The sequence below is a fragment of the Campylobacter sp. CFSAN093224 genome, assembly GCF_012897395.1.
Lineage (GTDB): Bacteria > Campylobacterota > Campylobacteria > Campylobacterales > Campylobacteraceae > Campylobacter_D > Campylobacter_D jejuni.
On record NZ_CP040607.1, the window covers coordinates 1,394,032 to 1,410,206 of the forward strand.

Sequence of the window (16,175 nt, forward strand, 5' to 3'; positions counted from 1 at the left end):
GTAGCACTAAAAATATATTTTATCAGCTTTCGACCTCATTGCTATAATCAGCCATAGCGATACGCTTAAGCTGTCTATAGCGACGTTGAGCGTCTTTTTTATTGCGTTCAAAAAGCTCAGCAGCGTGTTCAGGATTTGCTTTTTTAAGTGAATTATAACGCACTTCATTCATCAAAAATTGCTCATATAAATCCCAATCAGGTTCTTTTCCTGTTAGAGTTAAAGGATTTTTTCCTTGCTCTTCTAAACGAGGATCAAAGGTATAAAGTGGCCAATAACCACATTTTGTAGCAAGCTCACCTTGCTCTCCTGAGTAACCCAGCCCACCTTTAATACCATGAGCTATACAAGGAGAATAACAAATCACCAAAGATGGTCCATCATAGGCCTCAGCTGCAGTGATAGCTTTGATAAGATGAGTATAATTTGCCGTTGAGTTTACTTGCGCTACAAAAATATAACCATAAGTCATAGCAATTTGACCTAGATCTTTTTTCTGTATAGGTTTGCCTGCTGCTGCAAACTGTGCTACAGCTCCTGTTCTAGAAGATTTTGAACTTTGACCGCCTGTATTAGAATAAACTTCTGTATCAAGCACTAAAATATTTACATTTTCTCCACTTGCTAAAACATGATCAAGTCCACCATAGCCTATATCATAAGCCCAACCATCACCACCAAAAATCCAGTGAGATTTTTTACTTAAATACTGTTTAAGCTCTAATATATCTTGTACGGCTTTAATATTTTTATTTTGCTCTAAAATAGGGATCATTTTATCTTTAATTTCCACAGACATAGCACCATTGTCTTTATTTGCAATCCAATCTTTAAAAAGAGCTGATAAAGCATTTGGAACTTCTTGCATACTTTCATTCATGATATGTTCAATGCGGTGTCTTGTATTTTCAGTTGCAATTTTCATACCCAAACCAAACTCAGCATTGTCTTCAAAAAGTGAATTTCCCCAAGCAGGACCGTGTCCATTTTTCACACTTTTTCTATAAGGAGTTGATGGAGCTGAACCCCCATAAATAGAACTACAACCTGTCGCATTAGCCACAATCATTCTTTCACCGAACAATCTTGTAATTAAAGTAATATAAGGAGTTTCTCCACATCCAGGACAAGCTCCATGGAATTCAAATAAAGGTTGGGCAAATTGTGCTCCTTTTGTAGTTTCTTTATTTAAAATATCATCTTTGTATGTGATTTCTTTAAATAAATAATCCGCATTTTCTTGCTCACCAAAATCCATCTCTTCTTGAAGTGGTACCATAACCAAAGATTTTTCTTTAGTAGGACACTCATGAACACAAAGCTCACAGCCTGTACAATCAAGTGGAGAAACTTGAATTTTAAAGCTTAATTTTTCTCCTTTGGTTCCTTTAGCTTCTAAAGCATGATCTTTTACACCGCGAGGTGCATTTGCCATTTCTTCATCATTAATCAAAAATGGCCTGATAACAGCATGCGGACAAACTGAAGCACATTGATTACATTGGATACAATTTGCCTCTATCCATCTTGGTACCATAACCCCAACACCGCGTTTTTCGTATTCGGTTGTGCCGTGTTCAAAACTTCCATCTTCATAACCTAAAAAGGCTGAAACAGGTAAATCATCACCCTTAGCCGCATTCATAGGTTTTACGATTTTTTCAACAAATTCAGTACCTTTATAGGCATTGGTTTGTTCTTTTTCTTTAAGCTCTAAATTTTTCCAATTTGGATCCACTTCAACTTTTACAAGTCCATCAGCACCCACATCAATAGCCTTGTAATTCATTTCTACAATAGCATCGCCTTTTTTACTATAAGATTTATACGCAAGCTCTTTCATGTATTTTTGTGCGTCTTCATAAGGAATGATTTTTGCAAGTTTGAAAAAGGCTGATTGCATAATGGTATTTGTACGATTTCCCAAACCTATATCACGAGCTAGTTTGGTTGCATTGATGATATAAAAATTTACTTCTTTTTCAGCTAAAGTTTTCTTTACTGCATCTGGAAGTTGTCTTATGGTTTCTTCAGCATTCCAAATACTATTTAAAAGGAAAGTTCCTCCTTTGCGAATTCCTGCTAAAACATCATAAATTTCCAAATAAGCCGCTACCGAACAAGCGATAAAATGCGGAGTTGAAACAAGATAAGTTGAACGGATAGGTTTTTTAGAAAATCTTAAATGGCTTCTTGTATAACCCCCTGATTTTTTAGAATCATAAGCAAAATAAGCTTGAGCGTAAAAATCCGTTTTATCTCCGATGATTTTAATCGAGTTTTTATTTGCGCCCACAGTTCCATCAGCACCAAGTCCGTAAAATAAACATTCGATCGTACTTTCATCTCCAAGTGAAATTTTCTCTCCAGTACTCAGTGAAGTATGAGTTACATCATCAATTATACCTACAGTAAAGCCATCTTTTGGATTATCAAGTTTAAGATTTTCAAATACTGCTATCATTTGAGCAGGATCAACATCCTTTGAAGAAAGTCCGTATCTTCCACCCACTATAACAGGAGCATTTTCTCTTCCATAGAAAGCTGATTTTACATCAAGATAAAGTGGTTCTCCGAGACTTCCTGGTTCTTTGGTTCTATCTAAAACCGCGATTTTTTTCACTGATTTTGGCATAACATCAAAGAAATATTTTAAACTAAATGGGCGATAAAGATAAACTTTTAAAATCCCTACCTTTTCACCCTTGGCATTAAGATAGTCCACCACTTCTTCAAGTGCTTGAGTTACAGAACCCATAGCAACAATCACACACTCTGGCTCTTTGTGACCATAATAAGTAAATGGTTTGTATTCTCTACCTGTAATTTTTGAAATTTCTTGCATATATTCATTAACAACATCAGGTAAAGCATTGTAAAAACGATTGCTTACTTCTCTAGTTTGAAAATAAATATCATCATTTTGTGCTGTTCCACGTGTTTTTGGATTTTCTGGATTTAAAGCATTATTTCTAAATTCAAGCAAAGCTTCTCTATCTAATAATCTATCAAAATGCGCATAATCCATTACTTCAACTTTTTGAATTTCATGGCTTGTTCTAAAACCATCAAAAAAATGTAAAAATGGCACTCTTCCCTTAATTGCAGCTAAATGTGCTACACCAGCTAAGTCCATGGTTTCTTGCACAGAATGCGAACAAAGCATAGCAAAACCAATTTGTCTTGCTGCATAAATATCTTGATGATCACCAAAGATAGACAAAGCTTGAGCAGCCAAAGAACGCGCTGCTACATGGATTACACAGGGGAGTAATTGACCTGCTATTTTATACATATTTGGAATTTTAAGGAGTAATCCTTGAGAAGCCGTATAAGTTGTAGTCAAAGCCCCAGCTTGTAAAGATCCATGCACACTACCTGCAGCTCCTGCTTCACTTTGCATTTCTACGATTTTTACAGGAACTCCAAAAAGATTTTTTTTTCCTGCAGCTGCCCACATATCGGTATAATCAGCCATAGGAGAACTAGGTGTAATAGGATAAATTCCAGCAACTTCAGTAAAAGCATACGCAGCGTATGCAGCAGCCTCATTTCCGTCCATAGTTTTCATAATTTTACCCATTGAGACCTTCCTTTATATTGATAATTTTTATAATTTTTTAACTATCAATTTACTATAAATTCTCTTAAAAGGCGTTTAACGAAAACTTGAAATTAGTTTAATCTAGCTATATAATTAACAGCCTCATATGCATTTAAAAATACCATAGAATGAGCTTTTAATTCATTTTCATTGCCATAGCCACAAGTTAAGGCCAAAGGAGTGATATTAGCAGAAATTGCAGCTTGAATATCTAATATTGTATCGCCTATCATATAGGCATTTTCTTGAGTTTTATTGAGTCCTTTTAAGGCTAAAATTATAGGTTCGGAACTTGGCTTTGGATTTGTGACATCTTCAAGAGTAATTAAAGTTTTAAAGAATTTTTTAACTCCCAAATAATCAAGCAGAATCGGAGTAAATTTACCTCCTTTTGTTGTAACTATACCAAGATCTGCAATTTCGCTTCCAAGTTCTAATGCTTCTTTTGCTTTAGGCAAAAGAGTGGTTTGTTCTAAATAAATTTGTGCATAAATTTCACGATAAGCTAATACAAATTCTTTACTTAAATTTACTTTATCTGGATAAAGCATTCTAAACATTTGCTCTAAAGGATAACCTATGAGATTTTTGATTTCTTCATTATTTTTAGAAGTTAATCCAAGGGCTTTAAAAGCTCCTTGGAAAGAATTTAAAATAGCATCAGTAGAATCAATTAAAGTGCCATCTAAATCAAATAAAATAGTTTTATTCATTATCTTAAAATAAATTTAGCATCCACTCTTCTATTATCCGCTCTACCTTCTTTAGTGTCATTGCTTGAGCGAGGATTATCTTGACCATAACCTACTGTTTTGATGCGACTTTTTTCTACACCATATTTTTCAAGTTCATTAGCAACACTTTTAGCACGTCTTTCAGAAAGCTTTTGATTATAAGCTCTTGAACCGATATTATCTGTATGTCCTTCAAGAATAGTATCATATCTTTCATTTTCATCTAAAACTTTTGCAATTTCTTTGATTTTTTCTTGAAAAGTTGGATTTATAGTAGTTTTATCAAAACCAAAATGACCTTCCAAAGAAATAGTTTTTTCGCAACCATTTTCATCTAACAAAGCACCTTCTCTTGGTTCAACAGGACATTTTGCTTGTGGAGTTACACGAGTATCAGCAACTTCTTCTACAGCTTTTTCCTTTTTGCCACCAAAACCAAAACTAATACCTAAAGTTGAAACCCAATTATGGTTTGCATGATTGAAATTAATTTGATCTCTAGTTTCAAGTCTTAAAGCCAAAGAATCACTAAGACGGAATTTTACACCCGCGCCATAATGTCCAAATCCACCGCTTTTATTATCATAAGCAGCATTTGAAAAATCCTCATATCCTCCACCTGCTAAACCATAGAAATAAAATTTCTCACCTACATCAATACCTTTAATAGCACTCAAATAAGTTCTTGTAATATCTGTAGTTTTATTTGTATTTGTATATTTAACATCAGAATAATGCTCTAACCCAAATTCTAATTGATCAAGCCAAAAATCGTCAAAATGATAACCAAGTCTAATCCCTGGTGCATAACGATTATCCATATCTAAATTACCTTCAAAGTAATTATAGTTTAAAGTTGGAGTGATTTCAAATTTTACATTGTTATCAGCACCAAATAAAACACTTGCCAAACCTAAACATAAGAATATTTTTTTCATAGAAAAAACCTTTCATTGTGTTATAAAATAAAAATTTAAATTTTGCAATTATAACATAAATGATAGAAAAAAGGATGAGTTTTATAAAAAATTGTAGAAAGGTGGGAAAATCCCACCAAAAATATTAACGTTTAGAGAATTGTGGGCTTCTTCTTGCTTTGCGGCGTCCATATTTTTTACGCTCAACAGTTCTACTATCTCTAGTAAGAAGTCCTTTAGGTTTTAATAAGGCTCTAAAATCAGCATCCATAGCTGCTAAAGCTCTTGAAATTCCATGTCTTAAAGCTTCAGCTTGAGCACTATAGCCCCCGCCTAAAGTAGTTGCTTTAATATCCATTGAAGTTTCTTGTTTAGTCACAAGTAAAGGTTGAACCACTTTAAGCTTAATCGCCTCGTGTCCACCAAGCCAAGTGTTTAAATCAACACCATTAACACTAATTTTACCACTACCTGGTTTTACCCATACCTTTGCGATAGCAGTTTTTCTCTTACCTGTTGCGTATGTTGTTGCCATGATTATTTTCCTTCTTTAGCAATTTGTGCAGTGTGTGGGTGCTCACTACCCGCATAGATTTTTAATTTTTTAAGCATAGCTCTGCCCAAATTTGTTTTAGGAAGCATACCTCTAACTGCTAATTTATATAATTTTGCAGGATTTTTTTCAAGTAAATCACCAAATTTTTCGCTTTTTACACTTCCAAAATATCCTGAATGTCTATGATAAAGCTTATCTTCTGCTTTATTAGCACCTGTAAATACAGCTTTTGAAGCATTGATGATAATTACATAATCACCACAATCAACATTTGGAGTAAAGCAAGGTTTGTTTTTACCTCTCAAAATTGTTGCTACTTCAGTTAAAAGACGACCAAAGCGTTTGCCTTCTGCGTCTAAAACAATCCATTCTCGTTTTACTTCGTTTGGCTTTGTTATCTTTGTCATAATTTTTACCTTTGCCAAAAATTTAAAATGTGATTGTATAAAAAATAATATTAATTTTTACTTAATTTAAGTAAAAATAAAGTTTATATTTCCAAAATTTGAATTTCATTTTCCAAACAATAAACTATAAAAGCACGCACTTTATCTTTTTGCAAAATTTCACTAATGGCGATCTTATAAGTTCCTACCTGCTCTTTATGTTTATCTTGCATAGCAAGACCTGTTTTATAATCAATTATAAAAGCTTCTTCATCTTTTAAAGCAAGCAAGTCTAATTGTTTAATTTCTCCATTAAAACTCAAAGCTTGTTCTTTTAAAAGCTTTCCATCACCAATCAAATTTTGAAATTGAATATTTTTAAGTAAAATTTCAATTCTTTTAAAAAGCTTTTCAAAATCACTCTCATCTAAAAAATGTCTAAATTTACTCTTGCATCTTTGAGTAAGTATTTGAAAATTTTCACCCTTAGGAAGTTTTAAATTTTGCATAAAAAAGTGAAAAGCATTTCCAAAATATAGTTCTTTACTATCAAGCCTTTCTTCACTTTGAATTTCTTGCAAGGTAATTTTTTCAAATTTTTGCAAAGTTTGAATGCTTTCTTTTTTAACGCTTAAAATTTGTTCTTTGCTTTCTAAAAAACCTCTCTCTTGAGAATGTATATTTAAAAATCCCCCCTTAAAATAACTTGGATAATTTCCATTTACACTTTCTTCATTTCTTTTTATGATGATCAAACTTTCCTTAGCTCTTGTAAAAGCCACATAAAGTTTATTAATATCATCTTCATAATTTGCTCTTGTAATATTTTCTTTAAAAAGAGTATAAATAGGCTCTTTAGTAAGCTCTCGAATTTTATCTTTAATATGGAGTTGCCAACCTTGATTGATATCATATTCAAGCATGATATCTTCATTGTTTGAATTGTTTTTAGATAAACTATCAAGTAAAATCACATGATCAAATTCCAAACCCTTAGATTTATGCACACTCATAATACTAATTCCCATATTTTGTTCGCTTACTATTTTCAAAGCACAAGGCTCAAATAAAAGCTTTAAAAAATTCTCCTTAGTTTTAGCATATTCGATAAATTGTATTAAAGCGATATCATTTAAATCAAGTTTTAATTCTTTTATTAAAAAAAGTACATTTTCCATAGCATTTTTTGAAAAATCAAGGGTGATTTTTCTCGGCTCAAAACCTAAAAGTTCCTTTAAAAATACCAAGTAAAACTCATCACCAAAAATACAATATTTAGCATATTCTAAAACAAGTCTTACACTTGCTTTATTTTCAAGTAAAACATTGCTTTGAGTAAATGCAGGAATATTTTGCTCTCTTAAAAAATCCAAAACCATATCTGCATCACTATTTTTCCAACACAAAATACAAATATCATCATAAGAAATATTTTTAGATCTTAAAAAATTAATTTGCTCAAATAAAGTTTCTAAAGTCTTTTCCTTAATTTCTTGGGCTTGGTTTTTAACCTTTTGTTCCTTAGACTCCACAATACGCACAAAACCGCCTTTTTTACTTTCTAAGGCAAATTGTTCTTTATAATCTTTGATTTTTTCTTTAAAAGTTTCATTAACAAAATCAACCAAAAGCTCTTTAGAACGATAATTAGTATTTAAATTATCACTTTTAATTTGACTAAATTCTTGTTTTAACAAATCAAATAATTCTTTTTTTCCTTTACGAAAGCGATAAATACTTTGTTTTTTATCTCCTACATAAAAAAAAGTGCGATTTTTCTTAACCCCTTCTCCTGAAACAAGCTCAGCGATCAAAGGGCGTAAAATTTGATATTGGATCACGCTTGTATCTTGAAATTCATCAATAAGCAAATGCGAAATAAAACCATCTAAACGAAAATAAATCATATCCTTAAATTCACTGGTTATTAACTCATAAACTTTTTTACTCACATCTTGGAAATTTAAGGTATTTTTATCTTTATGAAATATATTTTTAGCTTCACTATAATGATTTAAAAGATTCATTAAATTAGCAATTTTATAATTTTCAAGCTCTATGGCATAGGTATTTAAAGCATTTATAAGCTCCATTCTTTTTGCACTAAAATGCAGGTTAGTACTTTCTAAATCTTGTAAATATTTTGTACTTTCAAATTTTGTCATAAAACTTGATTGCATAAACACGGATAAATCTAAAACTTCACTTTTGAAATTGTCACACAAATTTTTATAATTTTTTACATGAGTAAGACCCAAACAATAACTTCTTAACTCACTATAAGCTTTATTGATATAAGCTTTAGTTGGATTTAGAATTTTAGGACGATTTTGAAAATAAGCATTCTCATAAAATTTTTCAAGCTCGTTAAAAAAATTTTCTTTCTCATCAACTAAATTAATATAATAAGCCAAATCTTTTAATTCATCTTTTTTAAGAAGTTTTAAAAAAATCTCTCTTACATCAAGCCTCTCTTCACTCATTGTAAAATCACTACTTAAGCCCAAATTTAAAGCAAAAACACGCAAAATTTTTCCGAAAAAAGCATCAAAAGTACTGATTTTTAACTCTGTTCTTAAAAATTCTTCTTTTTTAGCATCTCTTAAAGAAATAAGCTCTTCTTTATCTTTACCTAAAAGCTTGCAAAGTTCATTGCATTCACTGGTTTTATTTTCTTTTTCTAAGTTTAAAAAAGTCTCAATAATTCTTTTTTGCATTTCATTAGCAGCTTTTTTGGTAAAAGTCAAAGCTAAAATTTCATTAATCCTAGCTCCTTTTAAAATAAGTGCTACAAAACGCACACTCAGGGCAAAGGTTTTTCCGCTTCCTGCACTCGCTTCTAATGCTAAAAAAGGCTCAAATTGACTCATTTTAATTCCTTTTTATAAATGAGTTTATAAGGACAATACTCATCTTGTTCATTTTCAAACTCTATTTCTTCCTTACTCATAAGAACTAAATCTTTAAGTCTTTCTCTTAGCTCATCTAAACTTTTGGCTTTTTGATGCAATATTTGCATACTATTTAAATCATAAAAACCCACGCTTGCATTTCCATCATATAAAGCTTGGTAAAAAGCAAGTTGATAAGAATTACTTGGCACTTTTCCACTTTTATAATCAATAATCAAATTACCTTCTTTTGAACTATCGATACGATCTATAGTACCCTTAAGTTTTATACTATCTGTTCCGAGCTTTAAAATATTGTTTAACTCAAGCTCTGTATGTGCGACATAAAAGCCTTTTGAAAAATGCTCTTTTTCATTTTTAGCAAATTGTATAAATTTTAATTTAAATACTTCAAGATCAAGTTCACTGATATTGTATTTTTGATATTCTTTATCCAATAAATTTGCAAAAACGTTTATATCAAAATCATTATTTGCATAATTTTTATAATAAATTTCAAGCATTTTATGGATAAAATTTCCTTGATTTTTCGCTTTGCTTTCCTCGCTTAAAACCCTAGGTTCTGCTAAATTTAAAATATAACGATAATAATAAGTTCTTTTTTGATTTTCCAATAAATTAAAACGACTAAAAGAAAGCGGAAACTCGAAAGGATTATGCTTTAAAATAGGAGCTTTTATAGGAGTTAGATTAGGTTTTATGCCTTCATAGTCTAATTTTAAAGCATTAAGATAAGCTTTTTGGTGGATATGAGTTTCATAAAAAAAGTCAAAATCAAGTTCATCTAAAAAACGTGATTTGCTTTTTTCTTCATTTTCCACAAAGCAAATACTTACTTCTAAAGCATTCTTCATCAAGCTTTCATAATAAAATCTTTGTAAATTTTCTCTTCTATCATAGCTAATCAATCCTGCTTTTTTACGCACTTCATTGTTTAAAAAAAGCTCATTAACACTTCTTTTAGGAATAAATTCTTCATTAAAATCAACCAAAATCACTCCATCAAAACAAAGCCCACGACTTTCTAAAAGTCCCATTACCGTAACCTTACCTCCACCTACATCACTAAGGGAAAGTTGTGAAATTTGCATGAAAAAAAGATGGATCAACTCTTTAAGAGTTAAAGACTGATTTTTCAATAAATCTTTAATAAAATAAAGTTCTTTTCGTATCAAATAAATAAGCTCTTGCTTTTCATTTTCTAAAAACAAAGCAAGTAATTTTTCAAAATATTCAAAATCACATTTCTCATCAAAATACTTTTTAAACTCTATAAAATCAAGTTTTAAAGAATGTAAAAGCGTATTGTGATAATCAAACATCATCCGCGTGTCTTCAAAATAATCCTCTTGATTTTTATAGACAAAAGAAGCACTACTAGCACTTTCATAAAGTGCTTGAAATTTTTGATAAAACAAACTCTCTTTAATACTAATTCCACTTGCAAAGTTAAGCATATTGTCTTTATCAAAAAGTCTTAAAAACTCACAAAAACTTTCATCTGGAGTTATAACTGCAATATTTTCAGGCTTTAAACCTTTGCGTACAAAATGTGAAATTTCATCCATAACAAAAGCACATTGCAAAGCCCTTAATTCAAAAGATTTGAGTTTCATTTTTGAATTTTTTGTTTTAAAAATTTCTTCTTTTAAGATCTCTTGTTTTGAAAGATTGATTTCATAATGAGTGTTTATTTTTAAATCAAATATTTTTAAAAAATCAAGTTTTAAAAGATATTCAAGATTAAATTTACTCGTTTTAAAACTTAAAACCACTTCTTTAATCTGAGAAATTTCACTTAATAAATTTTCTTCAAATTTACTTAAAAAACCTTGCAAATCATAAACTATAGCTTCATACTCATCTAAAAAATCTTTATTAAGAGTGTAATTTTTAGGTAAAGAAAGATCATCATAAAAAGAATTCTTTTCAAGCAAAGCAAGATAATTCTTATATACCTCATCTAAAATTTCCAAATGTTCATTATAGGTGGCATAATAATCATTGTTTTTAAGATCTTCTATGCTTTTTTTTTCCAAACTCAGTTCTTTAAAAAAAGAAAAAAGATATTCGTTATTTTTCAAAAAAGCAAAAAATTCTACCGAAATTCCTAGTTTTTTTTCTAAATCCTTACTTTTTAGACAAGCTTCTTGCATTAAAAGCAAACTTTCATAAGAACTTGCTTTATGAAAATTGCTCAAACAAACTTTATCTAAAAATTCACCTATATGAATAGCACTATCTAATAAAGCATTTTGCTGTTTTTTTTGATTATAATATTCTCTAATTTGCCTTGAAGAGCTAAAAATTCTTAATTTCATTGAGCATTTAATTCGTAGCTAAAAAAACCCACTGTTTCTTGATTTGCATAAAACTTTAGCTTAAGCTCCCATCTACCTTTATCTAATTTAGGTAAAGCGATACTTAAAATTCCATTTTTAACTTGTCCTTCTAACTTTTGATCAAAATTTTTAGTGAATGGTCTTGTAAGAAGAACTTGAACTTTTAAATCATTAGAATTTATATTTTGTAATGCAGAAATTTTAAAATTTGCAACATAGGAATTTTGATCCACTTCATAACTAGGAATTTTTCTTTTACCTATAAAAGTGATTTTATCATTTTGAAAATTTACTTTAAAAAATTTATCAAAATTTACTTGTTGTTTTTGTATTTGATTGTAATTATTTTCAACATTTTGATAAGAGTCAAAATAAAAATCATCCTCATACACAGGATGGTGACTTGCTATAAAAATCGTTACAATACAAGCAATAATTATAGCCAAAAGTGAAAGCAAAATACCATAAGGCCAAAAACTTTTTTTAGTTTCTAACATTTTTTTTCCTCTTTATTCTTCTTTGTGCATAGTATAACAATGCAAAGCAAATAAATCCATAGATAAGTATTCTTAAAATATTGATAGTATCACGATTTGCATTACCTATAGAATGTTCTAATTGTAATCCCAAGGATTTTGCCACACGATCTACAATATCTGCATAACCATTAAGTATAGCAGCATTATAAATATCACCTTTATTTGTAGCTAATATCGGCAAAATAGATCCTGTTCCAGGATAAGGACTAAGCACAGCTTCTTTATCAATCAAAGCTAAAGCACCTTTTGAGCCCACTATATCAACTTTGTGAGAATTTTTTGACAAAAGAAGCAATATATAAGATTGAGGAAGTTCTTTTTGTTTATTTAATAAAGTTTCAATTTCAGTTTTATCACCAACCATAACGCCGATAAAAATATTACTTTTTTGGTAAAGCTCTTTTCCTATAAGATTAATCTCGTTACTTACTTTTTGACTTAAAATATTTTCATTAAAAAGTACAGCATCAAGAGCAAAAACCCTAGAAGGCAATAAAACAAAGAAGAAGATAGCTAAAAAAAAGCCATCTTGTAATATTTTTTTCATCCTATATGAAGATGATTTACGGTCAAAACCGACCAAGCGGTGATTGCAGCAGCAACAACTAAACCAATAACAATTAAATATTCCAAAGCCTTACTCATTGTGCTTCCTTTATACTTCTATGATCTTGTTCTTTTGAACCAAACATCTTTACACTTTGTACATCTTTAAGACTATATGGCTTTTGCATCACTTCTTGCTGAGCTTTAAGACCCCAAATAGTTAAAACTGCTAAGATAGCAAGCAACAAAACCGTAGCAATTAACATACCTGTAACACCTGAAAGAGAAAACACGCATCTATTATTATTTTCCATCATTCACTCCTTGAAAGAGAAATTACATACTCGCCAACAGCTTCTTTTTGAATATCATTAAGTGTTGGAAAACTCGGCATTGTTCCTATAAAACCAGCCTTACCACTATGTAAAACATCTACTACAAAAGCTGCAGAACCGTATTTTGTAAGATCTGGGAACATTCCATCTTGACCTTTTCCATCTTCTCCATGGCATGCTGCACAAGTTGCATAAGCTTCTTTACCTTTTGCTACTAAATTTTCATTTGCAGTTTTCTTAATAGCTGAAAGATCTTTTGCTACATAAGCAGCAATAGCAGGGATATCTTCTTCTGCTACACCTAAATCAGCAGCACCAAGCATTTCTCCACCTGGAAAATTCATACCTTTTGAACCATGTTTAATTACATTGATTATACCTTCTTCACTACCCCAAATATTTAAATTTTGAGCTTTACCATTGATACCATCTCCTGTAATTCCATGACAAGCCGAACACTGAACTAAAAAGATATTTTGACCCATTGCTATTTTATCTTCAGGAGATAAATTTTTAAATTTTTCTTCAAATTTTGTATTATGAGTTGCTACTTCTTCATTATATTGACCTATACTTGAAAAAGAATTTAAAGGATATCCCCATAGAAAATACCAAATAGCCCAAACAATAGTCAGGAAAAATACCACAGCCCAACCAGTAGGAACAGCATTTTTATACTCTCCTATTCCATCCCAACTATGTTCACTAAGCTCTGACTCGCCTTTCTTTTCTTTCATTTGCTTAAACATTCTACCCACAATAACCAGTGTGATTAAAATGATAAGAATAGCTCCAATTAAAGATAAGAGATTAACATTATCTTCTAAATTTAACCATTGCATTAAGCACTCCTTTTACTTTCTAATACACTATCATCAATATCATCTTTTAAGGCAAGGTTTGCATAATTTTCATAATTTCTCTCGCCTTTTTTTTCTGTTCTATATAAATGATACAAATACGCATATAATACTATTGACAAAAACATCACGAGTGCAAAAAAACCATAACCTTGGAAAATCTCCCACTCATGTTTTTGAACTGTTGCTAAATCAAATGTGATTAAATTTTTAATCACATCAAAAACTATTGATAAATGTTCCATCATCTTACTTTAAACTATTTAAATAAGCGATCAAAGCAACTATTTCTTTGATTTCACCTTTAGCAAAAGCATCTTTTACTTCTTGATTTTTCATTTGATCAACTATAGCCTGAGCTTCAGCTTTTACTTCAGCTTGTGCATCCTCCCAAGAACCAAGTTTTGTTCCATTTTCTGCATCATAAGGAACATTGAAAACTTTTTTCACAGTTAAAGCCTCAGCATAAGCAGTTTCAATATCTGCATTATTTTTAAACATATGCTTATATGAAGGCATAATAGAATCTGGAACAACAGAAGTAGGATCCCACATATGATTTTCATGCCAATCAGCCGTTCTATAATTTCCTACACGAGCAAGATCAGGTCCTGTTCTTTTTGAACCCCAAAGAAAAGGTCTATCATAAGCAAATTCACCACTTACAGAATACATACCATAACGGTCTGTTTCTGATTTAAATGGACGAATAAGCTGTGAATGACAAGCATTACAACTATCTTTAATATATACTGCACGCCCTGCAAGTTGTAAAACCGTATAAGGTTTTTTACCTTCAATTGGTCTTGCATTTTCTGCAAAATTTGGTAAAACTTCAACTATGCCTGCATAAGCAATCACTACAAAAACAGCTACAGCAAAAAAGAATGGATTTTTTTCTAACCAACTAAACATATTTTCTCCTTTTTATGCTGCCATAGGCGAAGCGCTTTTTGGTTCTTTATCAAGCACTCTTCCACAAGCAATTGTTTTGTAAATATTATAAGTAAACATAAAGAAACCGATAAGATACAACAATCCACCAATCGCTCTAATCCAATAATAAGGAACAATAGCCACAACGGTATCAATAAAGCTATAAAGCAAGTTACCATACTCATCTGTCGCTCTCCACATCATACCTTGAGTAATACCTGCAATCCACATTGAAGCAAAATAAAGAACTATACCTGTAGTTTGGATCCAAAATTGAGCTTCCATTAAAGATTTGCTATAAAGCTCTCTTTTGAAAACTCTAGGAGTCATATGATAAAGCGCAGCCATAGTCATAAATCCTACCCAACCTAATGTTCCATCATGAACATGTCCTGGAATCCAATCTGTAAAGTGTGCTAAAGCATTAACAGATTTAATTGAAAGAATTGGCCCTTCAAGTGTTGAGAACATATAGAAAGTTGATGCCAAAATCATAAATTTAATCAACGGACTCTCGCGAAGCTGGCTCCACTCACCTTTCATAGTAAGCAAGATATTAATCGCTGAACCCCAAGAAGGTAAAATCAATACTACAGAGAAAACCGAACCCATAGTTTGCATCCAATCGGGTACAGTTGAATAAATCAAATGGTGACCACCTGCCCAAAGATAAACAAACATTAAGCCCCAAAATGCAAATAAAGAGAGTTTATAAGAGAAAATCGGCTGACCACTTTCTTTTGGCAAGAAGTAATAAATTTGAGCAATAATACCCACAGTAAATACAAATGCCACAGCATTATGTCCATACCACCATTGTACTAAAGCATCATTTGTTCCTGCATACATTGATACACTATGCCACCATTTACCTATTCCAGTAACAAAATAAGTTGGTACTTCCATGTTGTTAAAAAGATAAAGCATAGCTATACCTAAAAATGTAGCTATATAATACCATAGAGAAATATAAAGGGTTTTTTCACGGCGAATTCCAATAAGTCCAAAAATACTTACACCCCATAAAACCCAAACAAGAACAACAAGAATATCTAAAGGCCACTCAAGCTCTGCATATTCTTTAGATGTAGTCACACCCATAAACAAAGATATAACAGCTAAAACCATAGTAAGCATATAAAGCCAAAAATGAAGCTTACCAACAGCCATTAAAAATCTTGACTCAGCCATACTCACTTTAAGAACACGCTGACCTATATAATACCAAGTTGCCCAAATCCCTGAAAGCATAAAACCAAAAATCACACCTGAAGTATGAAGTGGTCTAAGTCTTGAAAAAGTGGCATATTCTCCTGCTAAATAATTTAAATTAGGATATGCCATTTGAAAAGCTATAAGAGTTCCTATAGCCATACCAACAATGCCAAACAATATGGTCGCAAACATAAAATATCTTGCAACCGTATAGTCGTAATTTAATACATTACCTGGATGCATCGACTTTCTCCTTAAAATTTTTGATAACAAGAGAATATTATAGAATATTA

At 31.1% G+C, this 16,175-nt stretch carries 15 protein-coding genes; all 15 read right to left on the reverse strand.

What is annotated here, in order from left to right; all coding sequences use genetic code 11:
- Positions 1-22 precede the first annotated feature (22 nt).
- Positions 23-3,583 (reverse strand): pyruvate:ferredoxin (flavodoxin) oxidoreductase, encoded by a 3,561-nt coding sequence (gene nifJ / locus FBF11_RS07115; RefSeq protein WP_002868227.1) that lies wholly within the window; start codon positions 3,581-3,583, stop codon positions 23-25.
- 92 nt (positions 3,584-3,675) lie between these two features.
- On the reverse strand, positions 3,676-4,317 hold the full coding sequence (locus FBF11_RS07120) for an HAD family hydrolase (protein ID WP_002851542.1): 642 nt from the start codon (positions 4,315-4,317) through the stop codon (positions 3,676-3,678).
- Positions 4,317-5,276, reverse strand: a complete 960-nt coding sequence (cadF, locus tag FBF11_RS07125) for a fibronectin-binding outer membrane protein CadF (protein ID WP_057096945.1) — start codon at positions 5,274-5,276, stop codon at positions 4,317-4,319. Before cadF ends, FBF11_RS07120 begins: the two co-directional genes overlap by 1 nt.
- Before the next feature lie 124 nt (positions 5,277-5,400).
- Positions 5,401-5,790 (reverse strand): 30S ribosomal protein S9, encoded by a 390-nt coding sequence (gene rpsI, locus FBF11_RS07130; RefSeq protein WP_002851459.1) that lies wholly within the window; start codon positions 5,788-5,790, stop codon positions 5,401-5,403.
- Between the two features lie 2 nt (positions 5,791-5,792).
- A complete protein-coding gene (rplM, locus tag FBF11_RS07135; protein WP_002779321.1) occupies positions 5,793-6,218 on the reverse strand; it encodes a 50S ribosomal protein L13 in 426 nt (141 codons plus the stop codon).
- An 83-nt stretch (positions 6,219-6,301) separates the two neighbouring features.
- Entirely contained in the window at positions 6,302-9,067 is a 2,766-nt protein-coding gene (locus FBF11_RS07140) for a RecB-like helicase (RefSeq protein WP_002851192.1), read from the reverse strand.
- Entirely contained in the window at positions 9,064-11,430 is a 2,367-nt protein-coding gene (locus FBF11_RS07145) for a PD-(D/E)XK nuclease family protein (RefSeq protein WP_057096943.1), read from the reverse strand. The genes FBF11_RS07140 and FBF11_RS07145 overlap by 4 nt, the downstream gene beginning before the upstream one ends.
- Positions 11,427-11,948 carry a FixH family protein gene (locus FBF11_RS07150; RefSeq protein WP_002851150.1) on the reverse strand — a complete coding sequence of 174 codons (522 nt, stop codon included), beginning with the start codon at positions 11,946-11,948 and terminating at the stop codon, positions 11,427-11,429. The genes FBF11_RS07145 and FBF11_RS07150 overlap by 4 nt, the downstream gene beginning before the upstream one ends.
- On the reverse strand, positions 11,935-12,537 hold the full coding sequence (locus FBF11_RS07155) for a hypothetical protein (RefSeq protein WP_002851454.1): 603 nt from the start codon (positions 12,535-12,537) through the stop codon (positions 11,935-11,937). The genes FBF11_RS07150 and FBF11_RS07155 overlap by 14 nt, the downstream gene beginning before the upstream one ends.
- On the reverse strand, positions 12,534-12,635 hold the full coding sequence (locus tag FBF11_RS07160; protein WP_002858872.1) for a hypothetical protein: 102 nt from the start codon (positions 12,633-12,635) through the stop codon (positions 12,534-12,536). Before FBF11_RS07160 ends, FBF11_RS07155 begins: the two co-directional genes overlap by 4 nt.
- A complete protein-coding gene (locus tag FBF11_RS07165) occupies positions 12,632-12,853 on the reverse strand; it encodes a DUF4006 family protein (RefSeq protein WP_002858873.1) in 222 nt (73 codons plus the stop codon). Before FBF11_RS07165 ends, FBF11_RS07160 begins: the two co-directional genes overlap by 4 nt.
- On the reverse strand, positions 12,850-13,713 hold the full coding sequence (locus FBF11_RS07170) for a cbb3-type cytochrome c oxidase N-terminal domain-containing protein (RefSeq protein WP_057096941.1): 864 nt from the start codon (positions 13,711-13,713) through the stop codon (positions 12,850-12,852). The genes FBF11_RS07165 and FBF11_RS07170 overlap by 4 nt, the downstream gene beginning before the upstream one ends.
- The gene (locus tag FBF11_RS07175; RefSeq protein WP_002804842.1) at positions 13,713-13,976 is read right to left on the reverse strand and encodes a cytochrome c oxidase, cbb3-type, CcoQ subunit; all 264 of its coding nucleotides are present in this window, start codon (positions 13,974-13,976) and stop codon (positions 13,713-13,715) included. Before FBF11_RS07175 ends, FBF11_RS07170 begins: the two co-directional genes overlap by 1 nt.
- Positions 13,977-13,980: 4 nt before the next feature.
- Positions 13,981-14,646, reverse strand: coding sequence for a cytochrome-c oxidase, cbb3-type subunit II (gene ccoO / locus FBF11_RS07180; protein WP_002851187.1), 666 nt, complete (start codon positions 14,644-14,646; stop codon positions 13,981-13,983).
- Between the two features lie 12 nt (positions 14,647-14,658).
- A complete protein-coding gene (ccoN, locus tag FBF11_RS07185) occupies positions 14,659-16,125 on the reverse strand; it encodes a cytochrome-c oxidase, cbb3-type subunit I (RefSeq protein ID WP_002868224.1) in 1,467 nt (488 codons plus the stop codon).
- Between the last annotated feature and the right edge of the window lie 50 nt (positions 16,126-16,175).

Excerpts from the sequence above, each read along its gene's own strand:
- rplM (WP_002779321.1), bottom strand. The coding sequence starts at position 6,218 with ATGACAAAGATAACAAAGCCAAACGAAGTAAAACGAGAATGGATTGTT.
- ccoO (WP_002851187.1), bottom strand. The coding sequence starts at position 14,646 with ATGTTTAGTTGGTTAGAAAAAAATCCATTCTTTTTTGCTGTAGCTGTT.
- FBF11_RS07145 (WP_057096943.1), bottom strand. The coding sequence starts at position 11,430 with ATGAAATTAAGAATTTTTAGCTCTTCAAGGCAAATTAGAGAATATTAT.
- cadF (WP_057096945.1), bottom strand. The coding sequence starts at position 5,276 with ATGAAAAAAATATTCTTATGTTTAGGTTTGGCAAGTGTTTTATTTGGT.
- FBF11_RS07175 (WP_002804842.1), bottom strand. The coding sequence starts at position 13,976 with ATGGAACATTTATCAATAGTTTTTGATGTGATTAAAAATTTAATCACA.
- FBF11_RS07155 (WP_002851454.1), bottom strand. The coding sequence starts at position 12,537 with ATGAAAAAAATATTACAAGATGGCTTTTTTTTAGCTATCTTCTTCTTT.
- rpsI (WP_002851459.1), bottom strand. The coding sequence starts at position 5,790 with ATGGCAACAACATACGCAACAGGTAAGAGAAAAACTGCTATCGCAAAG.
- FBF11_RS07120 (WP_002851542.1), bottom strand. The coding sequence starts at position 4,317 with ATGAATAAAACTATTTTATTTGATTTAGATGGCACTTTAATTGATTCT.
- FBF11_RS07160 (WP_002858872.1), bottom strand. The coding sequence starts at position 12,635 with ATGAGTAAGGCTTTGGAATATTTAATTGTTATTGGTTTAGTTGTTGCT.
- ccoN (WP_002868224.1), bottom strand. The coding sequence starts at position 16,125 with ATGCATCCAGGTAATGTATTAAATTACGACTATACGGTTGCAAGATAT.
- FBF11_RS07165 (WP_002858873.1), bottom strand. The coding sequence starts at position 12,853 with ATGATGGAAAATAATAATAGATGCGTGTTTTCTCTTTCAGGTGTTACA.
- nifJ (WP_002868227.1), bottom strand. The coding sequence starts at position 3,583 with ATGGGTAAAATTATGAAAACTATGGACGGAAATGAGGCTGCTGCATAC.
- FBF11_RS07150 (WP_002851150.1), bottom strand. The coding sequence starts at position 11,948 with ATGTTAGAAACTAAAAAAAGTTTTTGGCCTTATGGTATTTTGCTTTCA.
- FBF11_RS07170 (WP_057096941.1), bottom strand. The coding sequence starts at position 13,713 with ATGCAATGGTTAAATTTAGAAGATAATGTTAATCTCTTATCTTTAATT.
- FBF11_RS07140 (WP_002851192.1), bottom strand. The coding sequence starts at position 9,067 with ATGAGTCAATTTGAGCCTTTTTTAGCATTAGAAGCGAGTGCAGGAAGC.